At 38.9% G+C, this 23,869-nt stretch carries 24 protein-coding genes; 12 read left to right on the top strand and 12 right to left on the bottom strand.

Features of this window, described 5'->3' with window-relative positions; all coding sequences use genetic code 11:
• Positions 1–129: 129 nt before the first annotated feature.
• The 4 genes from O1D97_RS18035 to O1D97_RS18050 form a co-directional block, all read right to left on the bottom strand.
• Positions 130–717: a CBS domain-containing protein gene (locus tag O1D97_RS18035; protein WP_269127578.1), complete on the bottom strand. Its 588-nt coding sequence runs from the start codon at positions 715–717 to the stop codon at positions 130–132.
• Between the two features lie 59 nt (positions 718–776).
• Positions 777–1,079: a hypothetical protein gene (locus O1D97_RS18040; RefSeq protein ID WP_269127580.1), complete on the bottom strand. Its 303-nt coding sequence runs from the start codon at positions 1,077–1,079 to the stop codon at positions 777–779.
• 478 nt (positions 1,080–1,557) lie between these two features.
• Positions 1,558–2,007 (bottom strand): hypothetical protein, encoded by a 450-nt coding sequence (locus O1D97_RS18045; RefSeq protein ID WP_269127581.1) that lies wholly within the window; start codon positions 2,005–2,007, stop codon positions 1,558–1,560.
• 62 nt (positions 2,008–2,069) lie between these two features.
• Complete coding sequence (locus O1D97_RS18050; protein WP_269127582.1) at positions 2,070–2,507, bottom strand: hypothetical protein; 438 nt, start codon at positions 2,505–2,507, stop codon at positions 2,070–2,072.
• Positions 2,508–2,735: 228 nt separating this feature from the next.
• On the opposite strand from O1D97_RS18050, the gene O1D97_RS18055 reads away from it, so the two are divergent.
• From O1D97_RS18055 to O1D97_RS18070, 4 genes are read left to right on the top strand one after another with little or no spacing between them, the layout of a single operon-like run.
• Positions 2,736–3,584: a MipA/OmpV family protein gene (locus tag O1D97_RS18055; RefSeq protein WP_269127583.1), complete on the top strand. Its 849-nt coding sequence runs from the start codon at positions 2,736–2,738 to the stop codon at positions 3,582–3,584.
• Positions 3,585–3,599: 15 nt separating this feature from the next.
• Positions 3,600–4,001, top strand: a complete 402-nt coding sequence (locus O1D97_RS18060; protein WP_269127584.1) for a DUF3019 domain-containing protein — start codon at positions 3,600–3,602, stop codon at positions 3,999–4,001.
• A 58-nt stretch (positions 4,002–4,059) separates the two neighbouring features.
• On the top strand, positions 4,060–4,758 hold the full coding sequence (locus O1D97_RS18065) for a response regulator (RefSeq protein ID WP_269127585.1): 699 nt from the start codon (positions 4,060–4,062) through the stop codon (positions 4,756–4,758).
• 13 nt (positions 4,759–4,771) lie between these two features.
• Positions 4,772–6,055: an ATP-binding protein gene (locus O1D97_RS18070; RefSeq protein ID WP_269127586.1), complete on the top strand. Its 1,284-nt coding sequence runs from the start codon at positions 4,772–4,774 to the stop codon at positions 6,053–6,055.
• Positions 6,056–6,147: 92 nt separating this feature from the next.
• Here O1D97_RS18070 and O1D97_RS18075 read toward each other — a convergent pair whose 3' ends face one another.
• The 4 genes from O1D97_RS18075 to O1D97_RS18090 form a co-directional block, all read right to left on the bottom strand.
• On the bottom strand, positions 6,148–7,149 hold the full coding sequence (locus tag O1D97_RS18075) for an ABC transporter permease (protein ID WP_269127587.1): 1,002 nt from the start codon (positions 7,147–7,149) through the stop codon (positions 6,148–6,150).
• Complete coding sequence (locus O1D97_RS18080; RefSeq protein WP_269127588.1) at positions 7,146–8,654, bottom strand: sugar ABC transporter ATP-binding protein; 1,509 nt, start codon at positions 8,652–8,654, stop codon at positions 7,146–7,148. Before O1D97_RS18080 ends, O1D97_RS18075 begins: the two co-directional genes overlap by 4 nt.
• A 1-nt stretch (position 8,655) precedes the next feature.
• A complete protein-coding gene (locus O1D97_RS18085) occupies positions 8,656–9,477 on the bottom strand; it encodes an ABC transporter permease (RefSeq protein WP_269127589.1) in 822 nt (273 codons plus the stop codon).
• 199 nt (positions 9,478–9,676) lie between these two features.
• Positions 9,677–10,627 (bottom strand): sugar ABC transporter substrate-binding protein, encoded by a 951-nt coding sequence (locus O1D97_RS18090; RefSeq protein ID WP_269127590.1) that lies wholly within the window; start codon positions 10,625–10,627, stop codon positions 9,677–9,679.
• Positions 10,628–10,981: 354 nt separating this feature from the next.
• Between O1D97_RS18090 and O1D97_RS18095 the strand changes: the two genes are divergently transcribed.
• Complete coding sequence (locus O1D97_RS18095) at positions 10,982–11,701, top strand: SIMPL domain-containing protein (RefSeq protein WP_269127591.1); 720 nt, start codon at positions 10,982–10,984, stop codon at positions 11,699–11,701.
• A 74-nt stretch (positions 11,702–11,775) separates the two neighbouring features.
• Here the strand turns inward: O1D97_RS18095 and O1D97_RS18100 are convergent, their stop codons facing one another.
• Entirely contained in the window at positions 11,776–13,236 is a 1,461-nt protein-coding gene (locus tag O1D97_RS18100) for an aminotransferase-like domain-containing protein (protein WP_269127592.1), read from the bottom strand.
• Positions 13,237–13,374: 138 nt separating this feature from the next.
• Here O1D97_RS18100 and O1D97_RS18105 point away from each other — a divergent pair, with 138 nt between their 5' ends.
• The 7 genes from O1D97_RS18105 (at position 13,375) to O1D97_RS18135 (ending at position 19,156) form a co-directional block, all read left to right on the top strand.
• Positions 13,375–14,271, top strand: a complete 897-nt coding sequence (locus tag O1D97_RS18105; RefSeq protein ID WP_269127593.1) for an EamA family transporter — start codon at positions 13,375–13,377, stop codon at positions 14,269–14,271.
• 36 nt (positions 14,272–14,307) lie between these two features.
• A complete protein-coding gene (locus tag O1D97_RS18110; RefSeq protein ID WP_269127594.1) occupies positions 14,308–14,634 on the top strand; it encodes a hypothetical protein in 327 nt (108 codons plus the stop codon).
• 241 nt (positions 14,635–14,875) lie between these two features.
• The gene (minC, locus tag O1D97_RS18115) at positions 14,876–15,598 is read left to right on the top strand and encodes a septum site-determining protein MinC (protein WP_269127595.1); all 723 of its coding nucleotides are present in this window, start codon (positions 14,876–14,878) and stop codon (positions 15,596–15,598) included.
• A 72-nt stretch (positions 15,599–15,670) separates the two neighbouring features.
• Positions 15,671–16,480 carry a septum site-determining protein MinD gene (gene minD, locus O1D97_RS18120; RefSeq protein ID WP_269127596.1) on the top strand — a complete coding sequence of 270 codons (810 nt, stop codon included), beginning with the start codon at positions 15,671–15,673 and terminating at the stop codon, positions 16,478–16,480.
• A 1-nt stretch (position 16,481) separates the two neighbouring features.
• Positions 16,482–16,736, top strand: coding sequence for a cell division topological specificity factor MinE (gene minE, locus O1D97_RS18125; protein WP_191600242.1), 255 nt, complete (start codon positions 16,482–16,484; stop codon positions 16,734–16,736).
• A 203-nt stretch (positions 16,737–16,939) separates the two neighbouring features.
• Positions 16,940–18,013 carry a cytochrome-c peroxidase gene (locus tag O1D97_RS18130; RefSeq protein WP_269127597.1) on the top strand — a complete coding sequence of 358 codons (1,074 nt, stop codon included), beginning with the start codon at positions 16,940–16,942 and terminating at the stop codon, positions 18,011–18,013.
• Positions 18,014–18,103: 90 nt separating this feature from the next.
• Positions 18,104–19,156 (top strand): aldo/keto reductase, encoded by a 1,053-nt coding sequence (locus O1D97_RS18135; RefSeq protein ID WP_269127598.1) that lies wholly within the window; start codon positions 18,104–18,106, stop codon positions 19,154–19,156.
• 78 nt (positions 19,157–19,234) lie between these two features.
• On the opposite strand, the gene fusA is transcribed toward O1D97_RS18135, so the two are convergent.
• The 3 genes from fusA to O1D97_RS18150 all read right to left on the bottom strand — a co-directional run bounded on the left by fusA (position 19,235) and on the right by O1D97_RS18150 (position 23,869).
• The gene (fusA, locus tag O1D97_RS18140; RefSeq protein ID WP_269127599.1) at positions 19,235–21,319 is read right to left on the bottom strand and encodes an elongation factor G; all 2,085 of its coding nucleotides are present in this window, start codon (positions 21,317–21,319) and stop codon (positions 19,235–19,237) included.
• A 468-nt stretch (positions 21,320–21,787) separates the two neighbouring features.
• Complete coding sequence (locus O1D97_RS18145; protein ID WP_269127600.1) at positions 21,788–22,564, bottom strand: ferredoxin--NADP reductase; 777 nt, start codon at positions 22,562–22,564, stop codon at positions 21,788–21,790.
• 135 nt (positions 22,565–22,699) lie between these two features.
• Positions 22,700–23,869 carry a cation:proton antiporter domain-containing protein gene (locus tag O1D97_RS18150; protein ID WP_269127601.1) on the bottom strand — a complete coding sequence of 390 codons (1,170 nt, stop codon included), beginning with the start codon at positions 23,867–23,869 and terminating at the stop codon, positions 22,700–22,702.

Consider the following 23,869-nt stretch of genomic DNA (forward strand, 5'->3'; position numbering starts at 1 on the left):
ATACAAAAAGAGTCTCTTAGGAAGAAAAAAACCAGATAGATATAATATCTCCAATAGTTGGACTATCCAATTAATAGAGAATTTTATAGTATCTGGCTTTTTGTTTGTCTTTTATTTTGAATCTAGAGACTAAGCTACGTTTGCATGTTTATGATCTTCGACAATCATTTGAGCAATATTAGAGAAATTAGAGTTGTTAAATAAATCAATCTCAATTTTTAGTTTTCGGCAGATATCACTAGCTGAAATGATCCCTCTTATTCTATTTGCTCCTTCATCTACTATTAGAAAGTGCTGTCTTTCATAGTCACGTAAGTTGTGCAATAAGTCCCTGACAGTCGCTTTTGATATTTCTGAATAAGAAAAAGCATGCAAAGCGTGTTTCGGAATCATAAAGTCTTTAACCAGCAGCTCTTCTCTTTCGAACCCTTTCGCACTGTGTCTAATAAACTCTTGTTCGGCTAAATCATCGGTTGTGACAACCCCGATAAAGGTTTCTTCTGCATCAACGACTAATTTAAGTTTTACATGTTCTTTTTTCATTAAGCGAATTAATTCATCTGCTTTTGCTGTGAATTCAATCATGACGGGTTGAGTTCTTTGAAAATCAGTCATCACACTAATGGCTGGAGAATCAAGATAAAACTCTTGGGTATGTTGATCTGGAAAAGAAAGAGTAGTAGTTGGTTTTACAGTAAGACGGCTAAAGTTTTTCATAAAATGTACCTATATTCATTAATACGATAATGTAAATTTTCATTTTAAAATTATGTAATTTATGAATATTGGTAAGGAGGAGCTCTTGGGTGTTGCTCAGGATACGAGTTGCTGAAAAAATCAGGCTGAATATTTATTGAATAGGGAGCATGTGTAAAAAAAGAAAAAGTGGGGGGTGTTTCAATAAAGTAATCGAATTGATCTTCGGCAGGGTCATCAAGAGAGTCAGGCGAGTTTGTTACCGTTTGATCAAGCTCAGTCCAAGCAAATAACACCGCTGGACGATCTGTACTTGAAAAAGCTTTTTCTTTTTCAAGTAAAAATAACAGTGATAAAAAAGTAACAAGAAAAATATAACGCATCGAAAGTAGTAAACCTCTGCTCTTTCTAACGAAGCCTCATTTCATATTAGGCTAAGTTTTCCATAATGAGTATAAATTTTTTTAATTCAATCAATTTATCTTTATTTTTGATTGTTTTTTGAACAAAAAGGAGACTGTTCTTGCTTTTTCCTTATTTTTAGATCATTTGGATCATCTTTACTGATTTCTATTATCATTTGGGTTGAAAAATATTAGTACGTTTTTTGAACACTTACTTGATTTCTTTATATTACTGAGCGATGAGAGTAGTTAGAAAAAGAAGAAAGTAGTTAGAAAAAGAGCAGGGATGTTTGTCGTCTTGAGTAATAAGAGTATGGGGAGGTCTACACCTTTACCTTTGAGCTGAGTGTTAACTGATAATTTGCAGTAGTGGCTTCTGTGATATGCCTTTAGTGATCTGAGGTAGATAAGTATCATACGGAAATGGTCAATCCAGAATACGTAACTTGAAACCAGATTAATACGCATTGAATACATGCCAAGAATGTTCAAATAATGAAATAGTATCAAACACATCCGGATCGAGTGCTATTTGGCAACTTAACGGAAGCTGTTTTAATCTACGGAAACGTTTTCTATCTGTTACAGTTCCTCCTAAAGGTAAGATAGATAAAGTAGTTATATCGTTGAGAGTAAAAGAAATTTTTGGATAGGTGAGCACCTTGAGTGCTTTATCTAAGGAATCATAATACTCTGTCTGGGAGCAAGTCTGCTTTGATGTACGATATATTGTTGTATCGTTTTTGGTTATATAGAGTGTGTAGCCTGTCCCTTCCTCCTGCCATATACCTTCAGGTAAAGTGATTGTTTTAAACTCTCTGTCTCTGCCTTCGCAAGCACTTATGAGCACGCTACTTCCTACGGTTATTAGGACAGGGAAAATAAAGCGTATAAATGTTTTTCTCATCTGATCAATACCTAAGGTTACATGATGAGCAAATTTGCAAAGTCAAATTAATGGAATGAGCGTTAAACATTACGGTTTAACTGTTCTGTATCCTGATTTGCTACCGTTGGGCAGTTCGTTGGAAGCGACTTGATTTGTTCAAAATTAGATGTTCTGGAGGGCATTTTTTGGATTAAATCAAAGGATAAAACCCAACGAGAGGGAGAGGTAGATAATAGCCATCCTTTTGGATGTATTTTATTTAAACGAATATTTTCGATATGTTTATTTGCTTGATTGATTGACGGGAAGTGATTTCTTATTCGACACTCTGAATGACTAAAATCATAAAAAGCAACCTCATTTTCTGTTATGTAAAGTAAACTATTATTTTTCGATTTCCAGACTCCCTGAGCTGCCGTTATGTTTTTCCTGTCCAAATCTAAAAAAGTATTAATCAAAAGAAAACTGATTATAGTAATAAAATAAGATGTGCTTAATATATAAAATTGCTTAGACATAATACTATTCCTAATGATAAGTGTTTTTGTACAAAGGACACAATAAAAGGAAAGCAGAGAAGAGGTTGTATCAAGTTTTTTCATGCTGTAACAAAATGTTTCCGTAGGAATTAAAATAGCTATAAATGCCGAAAAGAAGTGACATAAGTTGTTACAACTTGATTCTAGAAAATTTGTTTAAATAGCATCAATATTAAATATTCATAAGATGATTAAGAGATATTCAAAATGAAAACGATATTAAGGGCATTATGTTTAGTCATCGTTGCTGGTTGCCAGCTTGTTTTTGCTGGGGATATTGCAAAAGACATAAGAACAGGCAATGTTTCTGGAAAAGAGAATGGAGGCTATTTTGGTATCGGTTTATTTGCATCTTATCTGGATGGTGGGAGAATTTATCCAGAAAAAGAAAATGAGGGGGATTCTTTCGGCATTAATATCGGTGGTGATTATTATTATAATGGATTTTTTATAGAAGCCTCTCAAGGGACATTTGATGGTTTAAATCTTGGGTATAATTTTTTAAATAAAGAAAACTGGTCTTTTGATGTGTTGTTTTCTAGTTTCCAAGGGCGATTAGAGATAGAGGAAGATAAACGTTTCAAAAGTACCATTGAAGATGAGCGTAACGCCGCAATTTTAGAACGTAATACTTTTTATAATGGGGCGGGTTTGAGAGCAACCGCGCATTTTGATAGTTATATTTTTCAGTATCGTTTGGTAACCGATACACATGAAGGAAATGGTATTTCTAGTACGGCCCGCATCGGACGTAGCTGGCAAGTGAAAAATTGGAACTTACACAGTATTTTGAGCATGGAGTACAGCTCTTCGGATAAAAATAACTTTTTATATGGCGTAACGGCAGAAGAAGCTACTGGCCGCTTTCCTCAGTATGATTTAGGCTCAAGCATCATTTTTTCTGGTGAAGTAGGCGTCACTTATCCCTTGACCGAACACAGCGTGTTTAAATCTTTTTTGCGATACACAGATTTACCAAAAAATATAGAAAACAGTCCACTAATGGAAGACGATAATGAAACTTTATTAGTTACTTCAATTAGTTACATTTTTTAATTGGGAGGTTTAAGAGTGGCTGTTAAATTCACGCGAAGCGTCACATTATTGAGTCTACTTTTAATATTGATGCCTTCACAGTTAGTGGCAGATAATCAACCTTGGTATTTAAAAGTAGAGCCAAACCGGTGTATTGCATTGAGGCAAGGACAAACGTGTTATCAAACATTAGTTTTTAAATGGTCTGTTCCTGCTGAGAAAGAGTATTGTTTTTTTCAAGTACCGGACTCTCGTCCTTTAACCTGTTGGTATGGACGTGGTGTCTTGTCATATAAGGGAAATTTTGAATTAGATCGCAGTACTGTTTATCAAATTCGAATAAAAGATAAAGATGTGTCTGTGCTGGAAACAAAGGTGAAGGTTGCTTGGGTCTATAAAACAGATCGAAAAAACTACAGTGAATGGCGGTTATTTTAACTGTTTATTGAACACCAGCTATATTGATGTATTTCTTAAAAAAGATAAAGGCGTGGCGATGTCTGTAAAAAATGAACATATCTTAGTGGTTGAAGATGACCCTTCTTTGTCTGAATGGATAAGCGATTATCTAGTGGATCATGGGTATGAAGTTAGTGTCGCTAATCGTGGTGATGTAGCAGTAGAATTAGTAGAAGCGGATCAACCAGACCTTGTATTATTAGACATTATGTTGCCAATAAAAAACGGTTTTGATGTATGTAAAGAGATACGTCGATTTTATGCTTCCCCTATTTTGATGATGACCGCATGTGTAGAAGAAAGTGATGAAGTGCTGGGCTTAGAGCTTGGTGCGGATGATTATCTAAGTAAGCCAATAAAACCGAGAATTTTATTAGCGAGAATTAAGGCGTTACTTAGAAGAGGAGGTGAAACGGATCATTTAACAACTCGCCTATTTGGAGAATTGAAAATGGATTCTGTTTCGAAAAGCGTATTTTTAAATGGCAAGGTGGTGTCCGTTTCTAGTAATGAGTTTGACATGTTATGGATTCTCTCTGCTGAAGCTGGAAAAGTGATTAGTCGTGGTGAGCTGGTTAGTCGACTGCGCGGAATTGATTATGATGGTTTTGATCGATCTATCGATATTAGAATTTCTCGTTTGCGAAAAAAACTAGAAGACGATCCAAATCAACCTTATCGAATCAAGACTGTTTGGGGTAAAGGGTATTTATTTGCGACAGATGCATGGCAATAATAGGTCGGTTTAAATGAAGCAACTAACCATTTCCCTTATTCTTGTAGTGATATCGGCTGTGATTGGCTTGGGCTGGTTGATTAACGAAGTCTACCATAGTATCGATGATCAATCCGCCGTTGGAGAATTTGATTTTTATCAGTCGATTGGCAATGATTTAGCTCTCACTCTTGATGGCATGAATCAAACAAGTAGGGAACAATTTTTAACTCAATGGCAACAGAAAAGTGATTTATCGGTTAGTTTACAAAACCGCATTAATTTCCCTATACCAGACAGCTTAGCGGAACGTTTTGAACAGGGAACTCCGTTGATTCTTGAGTCTGAGAACGACGTATCTTTGCATTTCTATATGCATAACTCTCATCAGGTCATGACGTTATTGTTTGTTAAAAAAGCAGTAGAAACATCTATTTTTAATCTTAATCTAATCTTAACACTGACGTTTTATATAGGTGTTATCGTGATTCTTCTTGCCTGGTTATACCCTTTAATAGGGAGGTTAATTATTTTACGTAGTGCTGCGAGAGCATTTGGTAAGGGGGATCTGTCTTCAAGAGTGGCGAGTACACGTTTTTCTTATATTTCAGATATTGAAGCAGAGTTTAATCGTATGGCTGAGCGTATTGAAACTCTAGTGAGTGATAATAAATTGCTAAGTCGAGCGGTCTCTCATGACTTAAAAACACCACTCTCTCGTTTGCGTTTTGGTATTGATGCTCTTGAAGAGGTAGAAAATCCTCAAACACGGTTTAAATATTTAGATCGTATTAGTAATGACTTATGTGAAATGGAATCGTTAGTCGATACTTTATTAAGATACGCTCGTTTAGATGAATCTAATGTGGAGCTTCGCAGTGAGGAAATCGAATTAACGTCTTTTGTGACCTCATTGTTTGCTATTCACACATCTTCAGCGCTTGATATTGAGTATCAGTTTGATCAAAGTGATGTGATCATTGAAGCCGATAGACGTTATTTGGCGATGTTATTGAATAATTTAATGAGTAATGCCATTAAACATGCGAAAACCAAAATACACATTAGCATTAAACTTGAGACTCAAGGTATTCGGTTCTCTATCGAAGACGATGGGATCGGTATTCCCGAGGAGCATAGGGATCAGGTCGTTAAGCCTTTTTGGCGTGGTGATCATGGTATAAAAGGTCATGGTATGGGACTCGCCATTGTGTCACGCATATCAGAATGGGTTGCTGCGACTTTTATAATTGAAACATCGTATTCTCTTGGTGGTGCCAAGGTAGTGCTTTGCTTCACTAGGGAGAGAAAAGTATAAAGTCCTAATAATCGCAAAATGTTAAATCATACAAGAAGCATAAAGCCAGAAATAGCTGGCTTTATGCGGGAAAGTGATATTAACCTTTCAGGTTAGTTGGTTGCATGGTTGTGCTCTAAGCGCTGCTTCTTTATTTGAATCAGCCTACTTTCTTGTCTTTTAGCCGATAGTCTATCAACCGCAACAGCGGCCAATAAAACACTGCCTCTAACAATGTCGTAAATGTAAGGAGATGCGTTTACTAGGTTTAATCCATTGTCGATTAATACCAAAAAGAAAGCACCAAAGACGCTGCCAACAATGGTGCCTGATCCGCCAGTAAGTTTTGTTCCTCCCAAAATAACGGCGGCGATAACGGTAAATTCAATACCAATACCAATGCCTGATTGTAGCCCTCCTACGCGAGCTAAAAGAATAAGAGCCGAAATTCCTGTTACCATGCCTCCAATGGCGTAAACCGCTACGGTTACTTTAGTGACGGGTAGGTTAGACTCATTAGCGGACCTTGCTGAGCTGCCAATAGCCTTTGCATACAGCCCTAAACGAGTATGGTTGAGTAGATACACACCGAGAATGAAGATAACAATTAACAAAATGATTGGAACGGGTAGACCGAATAGCTTTCCATTACCAAGAAAACCCATTTCTCTTGGTACGGGGATGTTTTGGGCCCCCGTTAAATGAATCGCCATCCCACGATAAATAGAATAAGTTGCTAACGTAGTAATAAGGGGTGAAATCTTAAAGCGTGTTACTAATACACCGTTAATGGTTCCTAGTAAGGTAGCGCACGCAATGGCCGCTGAAAAAGCCAACCAATAACTTTGTGTGTCCTGTAATAACTGGGCAAATAGAGCAGAACAAAAGAATAAAATGGCTCCCATTGAAATATCAATGCCTGCGGTAATGATAATAAATGTCATTCCAATAGCCATTATAGCGGTTACTCCAGACTGAATGAGCATCGACTGGAAATTTGATAATGTTAGAAAGACAGGGGATACAATGGCGAGTAAAGCGGCAAAAACCATGTTCGCTAATGCAATGGGTAACCATTTTTGTTTGGAAATAATGCTGTTAAGAGTGGATTTCATCGTCCTTCTCCTTTGTCGTTACTGCTGGCGGCTAAGGATATGATTTTCACTGAGTCAAACGCTTCTCTTTGGAATTCTCCGACCATTTTTCCTCGGCGCATCACCAAAATACGTTGGGACACATTGAGTAATTCTGGTAGATCAGAAGAGACAATGACGATAGCGGCGCCGTTTTTAGCTAAATTAATAATTTTTGTATGAATATCGAATTTGGCACCAATGTCTACACCTTTAGTTGGTTCATCCAAAATAAACAATTTAGGTTCTGTTGCCATCCATCGACTGAGAAGTACTTTTTGTTGATTGCCGCCACTTAGTGCATCGACTCGAACTTCTATATGAGGAATGGCAATTCCCATATCATTGACTATTTTCTGAGAAACATGACTTTCTCCGGCAAAACCCAATTTAGTGATGCCCTGTTTGATAAATCGATAAATCGCCGCCGCTGATAAGTTTTCCCGAACGGGGCGATTTAAAAACAAACCATTTGTTCGGCGATCTTCAGGAAGGTAGCAAGCGCTCAATTGTTTCATTGAATCTACCGTTCTGTTCTCGGTCTTGACGCCATTAATGTAAACCGAACCGGTTGAAGGTCGTAACCCAAAAATAGCCTCCGCCACTTCTGTTCTACCGGCCCCCATTAATCCTGCAATCCCAAGTATTTCACCTTGTTTAACATTAAAAGAAACATCTTTGAAATCCGCGGAAGAAAGCTGTTCTACCCGTAACGCTTCACCTCCATGGGGTTGACTGTGTTGAACATTGGCATTATCAATGGTTCTTCCTACCATCATTTCTTCTAGTTTTCTTTGGGGGACATTAGCGAGGAGGCCACTGTCGACTTGAGTGCCATCTCTCAACACAATGTAGTGGTCGCATACCCGATAGATTTCCTCTAAAAAATGAGAAATAAATATAATAGCGATGCCTCTAGTGCTTAATTTGTCGATTAGAACAAACAACTTCTCACGCTCAACAGCGGTTAGAGACGTGGTTGGCTCGTCCAATATTAACACTTTATCTGCATGTAATAGGGCTTTGCCAATCTCAACAATTTGCTGCTTGCCAGCACCTAAGGATTCGACAGTGGCAGAGGTATCTATTTCAATACCTAAAAAATCTAATTGCTCTTGGGCTATTTCTTCAACTTTTTTCCAGTTAATTTTCGTTGCAGAGCCTGGTAATTGGCCGATACACATGTTTTCTGCAACGGTTAATGCTCCGAAAAGACTGAGTTCTTGATGCACCGCTGAAATACCATGGACATGCCCCTCATTTTTCTCGACAAGTTGCCCGTTAACAAATATTTTCCCTGCAGTGGGCTCGAGAAGGCCGCATAACATGTTTTTTGTAGTGGATTTCCCCGCACCATTTTCACCGATTAAGCCAACGACTTGACCTGGATACAAATCAAATGAAACGCCATTGACGACGGTTTTTCCAGAAAAAGACTTGGTTAGACCTCGAAATGAAAGTAAGGGAGTGTTGTTGTCGTTTAGCACATTAATGTCTCCTTGCGCTGAGTTTCATTGCGAGCCAAGTACCAATAAAAATAAGTACACCTTGAATGATGAGTTGATCATAAAATGGAATCCCTATTAGGTTTAATCCACTGATTAGCACAGAAAGTAAACCAATCCCTAGTACTGTTCGGGCGATAGACCCTTCACCACCGTTCATTGTTGTACCACCAAGTACTACTGCTCCAATAACAAGGAGTAATAGGGTATCGCCAACGCCAGGAATGGCATTTCCTAAGTTTGAAATACTAATGAATCCTGCAATACCAGCAAGCAGTCCCGATAAGCAATACACGCTGATTTCTGTAAACCTTACATTGATACCAGAGAAACGAGCCGCGTTACGGTTGCTGCCAATTAACATGAGATGGCGCCCCCATTGAGTTTGAGTCAGCAAAATAATGCATATTATGACAATGGCTAAACCGATCCATGTTACGGCTGGGACTCCTAAAAATGAAAGAAAGCCAAAGTCCATTAACCCGTAAGGTGTTCCTTGAACAGCAATACCCTGGGATAAAACAAACGCAATACCACGAGCAATAAGTTGAGTAGCCATGGTTGTAATAAAGGGCGTCAACCCAAAAAAGCCAATTAAGATACCGTTAATTAAACCAAAGCTAAAACCCACTCCTATTGCGGTCAACACACCAATAAAAATACTGTCTGTAGCCGCCATGGCTAGCCCAGATATAACGGCACTTGCACTGATTACCGTGGATATTGAAAGATCGATACCACCAATAAGAAAGACAAGGGTCATGCCAATTGACGCAATGAGCACCACAGAGTTAGCCGCGAGCATGGCTTCAATGTTGCCAGAGGTTAGAAAAAAGGAGAGAATAATGAGAAGGCAGTAAAAAGCGCAACTAATATGGGTGCGACAGGGTAAGATTTAGCGACTGTCGAGATTCCGTTTAGCATTGGTTGTTTTCACCTTATGTCTAAATTACCGCATCTACATTAGATGCGGTAATGTTGATTCTATTGTTAATGGTGCAAGGTTATTTTGCGCCCCAGATAGCATCTTTATGCTGCTGAATGTTATCTGTTGTATAGAAGTTACCTGATACAACATTGCGACGTTCAACCGTTTCTCCATTTATTAATTTTTCAGCCAGGTCCACAGCCGTGCGACCAATTTTGTCAAGATTCATGACAACGATACCATCTGCGATACCTTTAGATGTTGCTTGGTAACCATCTAATGATCCGTTAATACCCGTGATAACAACATGACCATCCGTGCCTGCTGGCTTTAATTTGCCAAGATCAGTAAGGACTGTTTCTACTGAAGGGATATGCGTGTCTGTGGCGGCAAATACGGAATGCACTATAGGGTTGGCTTGAAACGCATTCTGAGTTCCTGAAAGTGCGCGAGCAGAATCCCAATCAGTTGGGACTTCAATCAGTTTTACGTTATCTAACCCCTCAATGGCTTCACGGAAACCTTTGCTACGATCAATGCCATTTTGATCGTTTAAAGCACCAATTAATTCGACAATCACTTTTTCACCTTTTACTTTCGCTAATTGTTTTGCTGTATATGCACCAGCAAGGCGACCATCAGCTAAAGAATCAGGGCCGACGAAAGTGTCTACCACTCGGCTTTTAGCAAGGCTTCTATCGTATGCAACGATGGCAATACCCGCTCTATCTGCTGCCATTAGGGCGCGCTCAATGGTATTTTGATCGACGGCACAAACTAATATTGCTTTAACACCTTGTGTAATGAGGGACTGAATTTGCTGGTTTTGAGTTTGGGCGTCGCCATCCGCGACCACTTCAATAACAGAGTAGCCTCTTTTAGCCGCTTCATCTTTAATCGCATCATTTTCAGCAACTCGACTTTCAAATAACTGATCAACAGCAAGGCCAATAGTTATTTTTTCAGCTGCGGTAGCACTGTTCATCACAAATGTGAGTGAAAAGAGTAGAGCTAATAGTTTTTTCATAGTGATTAGATCCTTTTCGGGTTATTGTTTTTATCAAAGGTTTAAACATTAATAGCATTTTTTAATGAAATTTAAAACGATTTAATTTTTGTTCGTTTGAGATGATATTGTCATAGGTTAACCAATTTATCAAATAGGTCTGATGAATTTATTTTGATATTTATAGTAGAAGTGTCAGCAGGAGAAGATGAATTTTTCTATCAAATCGTGGTTTTCTCTATAGTTCACGTAGATAGAGGGGTTTAATGGAAAAATTCTGTGAGTAATAATGTAAAAAATTAACCGTGGATGATATCGTTGACATATAAAATAAACGCTAATAAAAACATGTTTAGGTAAAGATAAGGGAATAATATGGCTAATATTAATCGATTTAATTCAGTGTTTATTGGACTCTGTCTTTTGCTAGGCTTGGTGTCCTTAGGGTATCAGCTGGGAGAATCAGCGATTCGATATAAAGAATATGAGCGGCAAGTCACAGTGAAAGGATTATCCGAAAGAGAGTACAAAGCGGATATTGTGATATGGCCAATTCAATTTACCGTAGCAGATAACAATTTGTCGTCACTCTATCAAACGATAGAGGCAAGCACGGGTAAAATTCGCGCATTTTTAGAAGATGCAGGTCTTAATGCGGATGAAATCTCGTTTACTGGGCCATCCATCATTGATAAATCGGCACAGCAGTACGGGGGGCAAGCGCAAGCCTTGTTTCGCTATACGGCCACCCAAACAGTGACGGTTTACTCCAAAAACATTGACGTTGTGAGGGGGGTTATGGGAAATATATCCGTTTTAGGCAAGCAAGGGATTGTTTTTAATGGCAATGATTATTCTTATCAAACCGAATACATTTTCACACGTCTGAATGAAATTAAACCAGAGATGATCGAAGAGGCAACGAAGAAGGCCAGAGAGGTGGCGGAGAAATTCGCCTCAGATTCTAAAAGCACATTAGGAAAAATACGTACCGCCTCTCAAGGTCAATTTAGCATTAGTGCCAGGGATAAGAATAATCCTCATATTAAGAAAGTGCGTGTTGTCTCCACCGTCTCTTATTATCTATCCGATTGAGGGGAGGAGTTAAATCGATGTCTTAGTATTAGGTGTGAGTCTATGAAAGCCGTACCCAATCACGTAGGTTTACGTTAGCCATAATTAGACGATGTCTTTATCGAGACTTCTCTGTTGATTATTTGGCATAGAGTTTCTATTTGCTGTCTCACTTTATGGTTTTCTTCTTCAATTACCGTCTCAGCTACTGCGGTCGCAATAGGCCAACCACAATTTATTCTTAAACAGTTTTTGTAAGTATTTTCTGTGCTAAATCGATTTCCACTTCGAATATCAATTTGGCATTCATCTGCGAGCTTTTCTAGACGATCGGTATCTAGATTAGGAACATGTATCCACAAAACTAGGCCGCCATCCGGTGTGCTGACGGTGGCATTATTAGGCAGTTTTTTGACCAGTAATTGTCTATATTGATTTATTTGATGATTTAAGGTGATACGCAGTTTATTAAGATGGGTACGATAATCTCCTGTATTTAGAAATTCACTGAGTGCACTTTGGGTTAACCCATTGACGCCACTGTCCGTTAGGGATTGTTGACTCATGTATTGATTGATAAACCTCCCTGGCAAGCACCAACCGAGACGTAAACCGGGTGCTAAGGTTTTAGAGAAAGAGCTGCACCAAAGTATGTAACCTTCTTTATCCCACAGTTTTGCCGGTAAGGGGGTGTGTTTATGATGAGATAGCTCAAAATAGACATCATCCTCAATAATAGGTGTTTTATAGGTTTCTGCTAAAAAGGCGAGCTGTTTTTTCTGTTCTACAGATAAGTTGCCGCCAGTAGGGTTGATGTGGCTAGTACTGAATAGTGCCGCTTGAATATTACGTTTCTGCATTAATTTTTCCAGCAACGCGAGATCTAGCGAGTCAGCATGGCATGGGATCTCAATAATATTACGTGAAAGCCCAGTTAGTAGGTCCAATAAGCCACTGTAGCAAGGAGAATTTATAGCAATGGTGTCGCCTATTTTGGTAGTAGTTTCTATGGCCAGTTTGACGGCATCCAAACACCCATGCGTAATGATCAGATCGTCTTCAAAAAATGCCAAATTATCTTTCTGAAAATGATGTGATAATGCCCGTCTTAATTGCTGACCTCCTCGGTTTTCAGGATAGAAAAAAAGACCTTCAACTGCACGTTTAGTGACTCGTTTTAAGCACCTTTGTAGATTGAGGTTGGGCGCTAATATGGGGGCTATCATAGCCGTACCTAATTCACTAAAAAACTCGGAGGTTTGATTGTATCTTTTGTGAGGTACAAAATCTTTAGGGTCTCTTTTTTCTGCTCTTGTCGAGGATAGTGTTGGAAAGGTGGGTTTTTGAAGGTGATTCGCAACAAAATAGCCAGATTGAGGCTTTGCAAAAATCCACCCTGTTTGCTGTAAATAATAGTATGCCTTGATTGCCGTTGTCATGCTTACTTGATGCTGCAGCACTATGGTTCGTAAGGGGGGTAAACGAGACCCAATAGCCCTTTGTTTGGTTTGTATTTCATTGATAAAGTGCTGAGCTAGATTTTTATATAAAGTCATGATGATTTATTTGGCCTTTGTTTGGCTTTATTTCAATATAGGTCAATTGTACTCTTTTTTTCTTTAAAATTGAATCTGCATTCTAAATTTCAATTAAAGCATACTGGCATCTTTGTGATGACGAATAAAAGGGTCGGTATGAAACGATTTGACGTGGTGTTGCTGGTATTGTTAATGGCGTTATGGGGGCTGAATTTTAGCGTGATTAAACTGGGCGTAAATAATATTGATCCTTTGGTTTTGACTGCAATGCGTTTCTTTTTTGCTGTAATACCATTGGTGTTTTTTATTAAAAAGCCCGATGTGAAATGGCGTTACCTTATTATGTATGGTGTCAGTTTTGGCGTTGGTGTATGGGGGATGACAACATTATCAATCGATGCTGGCTTATCTTCAGGGATGGCCTCTCTACTATTAGATATGAGTGTGGTAAGTGGTTTATTTGTTGGCTGGTATTTTTTAGATGAGAAAATTACCAGTAGCAACCTAATCGGTGCATTTTTGGCCTTGTCAGGGTTAGTGCTGATTCTGCAGCTAGAAGATGGATCAATAACAATAGAAGGTGTTGGGTTAGTGTTGATTGCCTCCTTATTTTGGAGCGTAAATGGATTGATTGTAAAAAAAGCCAATACGCAGTCAATATTCGCTTTTAACATATGGGCAATGCTTTTTGCTCCCGTGCTTCTTTTATTATTAGCCGTAATAAGTCATGGAGTAGAAGCTATTACATTACTACCTCAGCATTTGAATCAGTTGGCTATTATTTCGGCACTGTTTCAAGCTTACCCCACAACTTTATTGGGATATTGGTTTTGGAATAAGATGATCATGAAGTATTCTATTTCACGTGTGGCACCGATGACCTTATTAGTGCCTGTCTTCGGGATTTTTGGAGGCGTGGTATTTTATAATGAGGCGATTGAGCCAACACATATCATTGCAACTGTGCTGATTTTATTAGGGCTTTTGATTGGACGAATGGCTTTTTTCGAAAAAGTGAGTCATAGATTGTTTTTAAAAAACAAGGATCTATGACTCGATCCTAATTTTAGATTTTATTGAGGTATTGCTTTGAGTTTGGTTGAATTAAGAGAGTATAAAATAAGACCGGGTAAGGCAAAAGAGTGGCTTAACTGGATGAAACTGGAACTTTTGCCTTATCAGTTGTCTCAAGGAATGGTCGTGCTTGAGACTTATACCTATGAAGATGAATATGGTGAATTATGGTTTGTTTGGTTGCGTTCATTTGAGAGTGAATCACAACGACAGGCCTTATATGTAAAAACTTATGATGACTGGTGGGTCAAAGAAATAAGACCAAAAATATTCGAAATGATATTTGAAGAATCAATTAATGTAAGGCTTCTTAAGCCGGCATACCTTCTTGATCGTGTTTGAATTAAGCCGCCAACACTAATTAAATAAGAAAGAACAATTCTTTTATAAGATTACAGTGTGTAATTTATTCGATTATTAAATAATGTCAGTTTTAAAGCTGTAAATATTGTCAGTTATATGAAAATGAAGTGTTTTTTAACTTCGAAAGGAGTAATGCTTTCATTAATTTTTGAGCTTGCTAAAATAAGCAGCTAATTCTTTAAAAGTTAATGCATTCTTGCAAGATAAAAGGAACGTGTGCATGAAAGAAACAGACTTCCATTTAAAAGGAAGTGTCGTTACAACCGTTTTACTTGAACTACACCGGTTTTCATCTCCTAGTGTAATTAATCAAATTAGTGAAAAAATTAATCAAGCACCGCATTTTTTCAGTCAGGCGCCACTTATCATTGATGTGTCGAAGCTTGAAGGTGAAATTACGTTAATTGAATTAAATACGCTAGTTTCTCAAGTAACAGAGTTGGGCTTTAGACCAATTGGGTGGCGTAGTGTGGGAGCGGGATTACCATCATGGCATGATGATTTCCATTTACCTATGCTTCCTCCAAGTAAAACGCGTTCGATCACACCACCAATTGCTGAAACCGATAAAAACCCAGATGTGGTTGTCAAAACGGTTGTGCAAGAAAGAATGGTAACTCAACCAACAAAAGTAATATCAAAACCGATTCGTTCAGGTCAGCAAGTGTATTCTGAAGGAGATCTAGTTATTCTTGCGCAAGTTGGAGCCGGTGCTGAGGTTCTAGCTGAAGGAAATATACATGTTTATGGTGCGCTTAGAGGTCGAGCTTTAGCTGGAGTGAATGGCGATACAAGTGCTCGTATTTTCTGTAAAAGTATGGAAGCAGAGTTGGTTTCAATTGCTGGAAACTTTATGTTAAGTGATGCTTTGCAAGAAATTATTTGGAAAGAGTCCGCTCAAGTGTTATTAATTGAAGATAATTTAGAAATACTTGCGCTTTAACGTTGCGAGTAAAAGAACTTTATTTTAAACCCTTAAAAATAGACTTGTAGAAAGTCATTGGGAGATAAGGCATTGGCAAAAATTATTGTGGTCACATCAGGTAAAGGTGGTGTTGGTAAAACCACTTCCAGTGCGGCAATTGGTACCGGATTGGCGTTGAAGGGACATAAAACGGTTATTATTGATTTTGATGTTGGTTTACGAAATCTTGATTTAATTATGGGTTGTGAGCGTAGAGTCGTTTATGACTTTGTTAATGTAATTAATAAAGAAGCGACATTGAGTCAGACGTTAATTAAAGATAAACGAACAAAGAATTTGTTTATTCTGCCTGCCTCTCAAACGCGTGATAAGGATGCACTAACCGAAGAAGGGGTAAGATCTGTTTTAGATGAGCTCTCAAAAGAGTTTGATTATATCGTATGTGATTCACCTGCGGGCATTGAGAGAGGCGCGCAAATGGCCTTGTACTTTGCGGATATTGCTATTGTTGTAACTAATCCGGAAGTGTCATCTGTTAGAGATTCTGATCGCATCTTAGGTATTCTTCAAAGTAAATCTCGCCGGGCTGAGCAAGGAGATGATCCTATTGAAGAGCATTTATTATTAACTCGATATAATCCTGAGCGAGTCGAGTTAGGTGAAATGCTTAGTGTTAGTGATGTTGAGGAAATATTAGCGATTCCTTTATTGGGTGTTATTCCTGAGTCTGAAGCGGTCTTAAAAGCATCAAACCAAGGTACGCCGGTTATATTGGATGTCCAGTCTGAAGCCGGGATGGCCTATGGTGATGCTGTAGAAAGGCTTCTGGGTGAAACACTACCATTACGTTTCCTTGATGTACAAAAAAAGGGATTCTTTAAACGACTGCTTGGAGGTTAGAGTGGGGATTTTCGATTATTTTAAAAGCAAATCAGAGGCCAATTCGGCGTCTGTAGCCAAGGAGCGATTACAGATCATTGTTGCTCACGAGAGAGGCCGTCGTAAACAGCCTGATTATTTGCCGCAAATGCAAAGAGAAATTATTGCGGTGATTCGTAAATATGTTCATGTAGATGATAATGATGTTCAGATTCAGCTAGACAATACCGATGATTGTTCTGTTTTAGAGTTGAATGTGACGTTACCTGAAAAATGATGAGCGTCAAATAAGTGCAAGAATTCTAAAAACGCGGTAACTCGCGTTTTTTTTCTTATAAAATAAGTAGTAATGATTTTCATTTGTTTCTAGAGAGTGTTGATGTTAAGAATGAATAAGAACTTAATTATTATTGGGGCTCTGGTACTGGGGGGTGTGAAGGAAGCTTGCAGCAAAGTGGTCATGTTAAGGTGTCTGATAGTGTGGCTTCAACACAAAAATCCTTATCTCAGTTGGGTGCGGCTTTGTATTTCGATGTGAATTTATCAAAGTATCGTAATCAATCTTGCGCCACTTGCCATAACCCACAAAAAGGCTTTATTGATGATCGAGATAATGGTGTGTTTGGTGCAGTCTCATTAGGCTCGGATAACCATTCTTTAGGTGATCGGAATGCTCCAACGGCTTCTTATGCCGCGCTTACTCCAGTGTTTCATAAAAATGCAGAGGGTAACTTTGTTGGTGGACAGTTTCATGATGGTCGTGAATCCACATTAGCTGATCAGGCCGGAGGTCCTCCACTCAACCCGATTGAAATGGGAATGAAGAGTAAAGAAGAGGTTGCTTCTAGGTTAAAAGAAAATGTCTTTTATATAGAGCAATTTAAGCAGATCTTTGGGAATAACGTGACTGAGAGTAGCGATGCTTTATATGCAGCAATGACGCAAAGTATTATGGCTTTTGAAGAGACAGAGCTGTTTATGCCATTTAACTCAAAATACGATAGGATGTTAAGAGGTGAAGTGGAATTTACTCCAGAAGAAGAGTTAGGCAAAACCTTGTTTTTCTCTCAGCAGTTCACCAATTGCAATGCATGTCATCAATTAAATACATCTCCTTTCTATAGTAAAGAGACTTTTACTAACTATCATTATGAGAATATAGGGGTTCCAGAAAATACATATGTTCGATCAAAAACAGAAATAATAGAAGAAAAGGACGCTGGGTTGTTGTTGAACCCAAAGGTTTCTGGAAGTGAGCACGGTGGTAAATTTAAGGTACCAACCTTGAGGAATATTATGGTAACAGGGCCTTATATGCATAATGGCGTTTTTCAAGAGTTAAGAACAGTGCTTGAGTTCTATGATCATTATAATAACCCTAGTCGTACAATCAACCCTGAAACTGGTAAAGAGTGGGAGCAAGCGGAATGGCCTGCCACCGTTAATTTTGAAGAGCTTGAAAAAGGGCCTGCACTAACAGATAACAAGATAGATGCGCTTATGGCATTTTTAAGTACCTTGACTGATAAAAGGTTTGAAAAAACTACTCAATAAAACGTATTAAAGAGTATATTGTTGTTTATATTTTTTTTCGATATCATTAAAAATAGTATACTTTCAGTAACGATAACACAGGAGTTGTAAATGAAATTTTCTCCATTAGGCACTAGTGGACTGTCTGTTTCACGAGTTTGCTTGGGAACGATGACTTGGGGCACTCAAAATAGCCAGGCGGATGCTGATGAGCAAATTGAATACGCGTTAAGTGAAGGTATTAACTTCATGGATACGGCTGAAATGTACTCAGTACCTCCTACACAAGAGACATATGGTAAAACTGAGACAATTATCGGTAATTGGATCGAAAGAAACCCTGGACGTCGTAGTGAGTTTATTTTGGCGACAAAAATTGCAGGTCCAGGCTTATCCTATGTTCGTGATGGTGCTCTGATAAGTCGTAAAACGATTATTGAAGCGGTTGATGCTTCTTTAGCACGTCTTAAAACAGATTATATCGATTTATATCAATTGCATTGGCCTAACCGTACGAGCCCTCATTTTGCGAAGCACCATCCTAATATGTTGAAATTTAACGATGTGGATGCAACTCAAGAAAGTGCCGGCATGCTTGATATTTTAAGAGGGTTAGACGAGTGCATTAAAGCTGGAAAAATTCGTCATTTTGGATTATCGGATGATACGCCATGGGGAATTAATGAGTATATTAGGTTAAGTGAGAAACACAATCTACCAAAACCTATTTCTATTCAGAATGAGTTTAGTTTATTACATGCTAAAGATTGGCCTTATTTAATTGAAAACTGCGTGCATCAAGGTGTGGCTTATTTACCATGGTCACCCTTGGCTACGGGGGCGTTGACCGGTAAATATTTAGATGGTGCTAGACCTGAAGGAAGTCGATGGGGTCTTGTTCAGAGACATGGCTTATTTCGAGATACTGAGCTGGTTAATCAGGCTGTATCTGATTATATGGATGTGGCTAAAAAACATGCAATATCTCCAGCTCAGTTAGCGTTAGCTTGGTGTGATCAGGTTGATGGTGTTACGTCTACTATTATTGGTGCAACCAGCTTATCGCAATTAAAAGAAAACATAGATGCATTTAAGACGCCGCTTTCTGAAGAGGCTTTAGCGGATGTTATGGCTGTATTCAAGCGTTATCCAATGCCTTTTTAAAGGTAGGTAATAAAAAAAGGCCAAAAAAAGCCGATTCAAATGAATCGGCTTTTTGTTATCTAGCAAGCGTTAAGAAAATTATTTTTCTTCTTTTTTCGCTCTTTGTGCTTCAATTACTACTTCTGCAACGGAATTCGGGCAAGGTAGGTAATGAGAGAACAGCATAGAGAACTGACCGCGACCGGAAGTCATCGTACGTAGAGTACTGATGTAACCAAACATTTCAGATAGAGGTACGTCAGCTTTAATACGAACGCCAGTTACGCCTTTCTCTTGGTCTTTGATCATACCGCGACGACGGTTAAGGTCACCGATTACATCACCTACGTGATCGTCTGGAGTGAAGACGTCAACGTTCATGATAGGCTCGATCAATTGAGGGCCAGCTTTAGGGATAGATTGACGGAAAGCACCTTTAGCGGCGATTTCAAAGGCAACGGCAGAGGAGTCAACTGCGTGGAAGCCACCATCGTATAGTTCAACTTCAAGGTCCAATACAGGGAAGCCTGCTAGAGTACCTTCGCCCATCATAGACTTAAAGCCTTTTTCAACAGCTGGGAAGAATTCTTTCGGTACGTTACCGCCCACAACAGAAGAAGAGAACTTGAAGCCAGAACCTGGCTCACCTGGTTTGATACGGTAATCGATTTTACCGAATTGACCAGAACCACCTGATTGTTTCTTGTGGGTATAAGAATCTTCAACTTCACGAGTGATGGTTTCACGGTACGCAACCTGAGGTTGACCAACCACTAAATCTACACCGTAGGTACGCTTAAGGATATCTACCTTAATGTCAAGGTGAAGCTCACCCATACCTTTAAGGATTGTTTCACCTGTTTCTTGGTCAGTTTCAACACGGAATGTTGGATCTTCTGCAACCATTTTACCAATTGCAATACCCATTTTCTCATTACCACCTTTATCTTTAGGTGTAACAGAAATAGAGATTACTGGTTCAGGGAAAACCATTGCTTCAAGAGTACAAGGGTGCTTAACATCACAAAGAGTGTGACCCGTTTGTACGTTTTTCATGCCTACGATGGCAATGATATCACCTGCTTGAGCCGTGCTGATTTCGTTACGGTCATCTGCTTGCATTTCAACCATACGGCCAACACGCTCAGTTTTACCAGTGAAGCTATTAAGGATAGTGTCACCCTTATTAAGAACACCTGAGTAGATACGTACGAAAGTTAGTGCTCCAAAGCGGTCGTCCATAATTTTGAACGCAAGTGCTTTAAATGGTTCATCAGCCGATACGATTGCTTTTTCGCCGTTTGGATTACCTTCTTCATCAGTAAGATCTTGTGGCACAACATCTGTAGGGTTTGGAAGATAATCAACAACAGCATCAAGAAGCAGCTGCATGCCTTTGTTTTTAAAGGCAGAACCACAGTAAGTTGGGAAGAAAGCAAGATCACGTGTACCCGTACGGATACAACGTTTGACGTCTTCAATAGATGGCTCTTCGCCTTCCATGTATGCCATCATTAATTCGTCGTCTTGTTCTACCGCTGTTTCAATTAACATTTCGCGATATTCTTCGACTTTGTCTGCCATGTCAGCAGGAACATCTTCAATTTTGTAGTTTTCTGGTTGACCTGTTTCATCCCAGATGTAAGCTTTACGTGTAAGTAGATCTACAACACCACAGAATTCATCTTCAGTACCAATTGGCAATACCATAATTAATGGCGTTGCACCTAGAACAGTTTCTACTTGCTTAGTTACACGATAGAAATCAGCACCTAAACGGTCTAATTTGTTTACAAAGATAATACGTGCAACTTCTGACTCGTTGGCATAGCGCCAGTTAGTTTCAGATTGTGGTTCAACACCACCTGAACCACAGAACACACCCACACCACCATCAAGTACTTTTAGAGAACGGTATACTTCTACAGTGAAGTCAACGTGCCCAGGAGTATCGATAACGTTAAAACGGTGATCTTTCCAGAAACAACTAACCGCAGCAGACTGGATGGTTATACCACGCTCAGCTTCTTGTTCCATGAAATCGGTAGTAGATTCACCCTCATGAACCTCACCAAGCTTGTGGATCATACCGGTAAGTTTAAGAATACGTTCAGTAGTAGTAGTTTTACCCGCATCAACGTGGGCAAAAATACCGATGTTTCTGTATTTTGATAAGTCAGCCATTACTTTACTCTAATAAGTGAAGGACAAAAAAATTCGCGATAAAGACATAAGCCTTTCTCTCACATCTCGCGCGTTGGTTATTCCATTATTTTCTTACCTCCAAAAGCGATAAATCGACTTTTATAGAGAGTAAAGAAATTGATAATGCAAATTCACGGGGGATTATAGAGTAAAAATGTCAAATGAAAAAGCTATCCTTCACTTAGTCTTTAAGAAGATTTGCAATCTTCGCATTTTATTCCTGATTTTAAGTGAAAAACAGAGTGTATAAGGCGACTGTTGTAATCAATTTGATGCAATTCTACAGAAGGCGATTACATGTATCCTTTTGTAAAGGAGAGTGTGTTGAGTAAGCTGAAGATAAAACGGTGAAGAATAGAGATTGTCTATTTCGTATAAAGAGAAATGTTAACCTATCTTAGCCTGAAAATGGGCCAAGATAGGAGTTTTTTAATGAATGGGTTCGAATTATTGCTCTACAAATGCTCGTTCAATAACATAGTCCCCAGCTTCTCCAATTTTAGGAGATATTTTAAAACCGCGATCATCAAGAATCATTCGGCACTCTGCGAGCATAGATTGGTTGCCGCAGATCATAACTCTGTCTGTCTCAGGGTTCATTGGGGGTAACCCTAGGTCCTGAGTCAGTTTATCTGAACGCATAAGTTCAGTAACTCGGCCTTGGTGCTTAAACGTTTCACGGGTAACAGTCGGATAGTAAGTGAGTTTTTCTTTAATTTCTTCACCGAAAAACTCATTATTAGGTAATTCGTTCTCGATAAAGTCTTTGTATGCGAGATCGGCAATATGACGAGTACCATGAACTAGAATTACTCTATCAAAGCGGTCGTATACTTCAGGGTCTTGGATAACGCTCATAAAGGCCGCTAACCCTGTCCCTGTCGATAATAGGAAGAGGTTTTTTCCCGGTAGTAAATCGTCAGCGATCAGACTTCCAGTTGCTTTACCTCCGATGATGACATCGTCGCCAATTTGAATGTTTTGTAAGCGAGAAGTAAGTGCACCATCAGGTACCTTTATGCTAAAGAATTCTAATTCATCCGCATAATTAGGGCTGGCTACACTGTATGCTCTTAATAATGGTCGAGCGTTTACTTCCAGCCCAATCATAACAAACTGACCGTTTTTAAATCGAAAGCCTGGGTCTCTTGTGGTTTTAAAGCTGAATAGCCCATCATTCCAATGATGAACAGAGGTAACTTGTGCTGAACTAAGGTTTGCCATGCGAGTTGACTCCAAATATGGTAAATAATTGAGGTAACTATAATGCGATAGACGATAAAAATCCTATGGATAGTTCGGATATCCTTAATAGGAATTACTTATTCATATTTCTTTCTATATATTTATTACTTTTATTCAATCTTTGCGTAATCTGTCAGATATTGCGATGGGGGAGGGGAAGTTCAAAATGACAACATAAGTTGATAAAGCGAAACTCAGGATGGCTGTGGCTTGAATAACATGAGATGCGAGGTTTCCAATTAGTCCTATGCTGGTTGCTAAATAAGCAATCAAAAGAGAGAATTCACTCACTTGACCTAAACGAAAGCCAACTTCCCATGATGTCTGCGGGTCTTCTTTGAGGCCTTTTAATAAAAATCGAAAGACTACAGGTTTAAGTAATACACTGCTGATAGCTAACGCAATGGCTGGGATAATCACGGCACCAAGTAAACTTAAGTCGAAGCTGGCTCCAATGGTAAAGAAGAATAATATCAGGAAAAAATCGCGTAACGGTTTTAAGTTGGTGGCAATGTATTGAGAGATAGGGCTGGTAGCTAGCGCGACACCGCCGATGAAGGCTCCCATTTCAGCCGATAAACCAAGCATTTCAGCTGTGATCGCCGTCGTTAGACACCATCCAATGGATACCAAAAAGATATATTCATGGAAGCGATCAAAGCGAGTGATGAGTTTAAGTAAAATATATTTTACAAAGACAAAGGCAATGCCGATTAAAATAGGCAGTCCTAAAACGGGTAATAAAAACTGACTGATGCCCGCATCGCTATTGCCATCAATGCTATACAAAACCAACAGCACGGCGATGGCGATAATGTCTTGTAATAGTAATAAACCAACGACAAGCTCACCAGTATGCTTATGGTGAAGTACGGTAGTTGGTAATAGTTTAATGCAGACAATTGTGCTTGAAAACATCATGGCTATCCCGACAATAATGCTTTCTGTTTGGGTATAACCGAAACTTAATGCAATAGCGTAACCAAAACTTGCAAAAGCAATTGATGACAGTAAGGCAATCCAAGAGGCTTTTTTAAGCATGTTAATTAAGTGGCTTGGTTGCATGTCTAAGCCTAATAGGAACAATAAGAATATAATTCCTACGTGAGACATGTCATTCATCAATTCTGGTTCATCTATTAAACCTAATGCTGATGGCCCCAGAAGAGCACCTAGGGCAATGTAAGCAATAATAAGAGGTTGTCTTGTATACAGGGCAAAGGTTGCAATAACCGCTGCACCTGCAAAGATGAGAAAGAACGAATGAACTATGGATGCTTCCAT

The organism is Marinomonas phaeophyticola (assembly GCF_026966905.1).
In the GTDB taxonomy this organism is placed as follows: domain Bacteria; phylum Pseudomonadota; class Gammaproteobacteria; order Pseudomonadales; family Marinomonadaceae; genus Marinomonas; species Marinomonas phaeophyticola.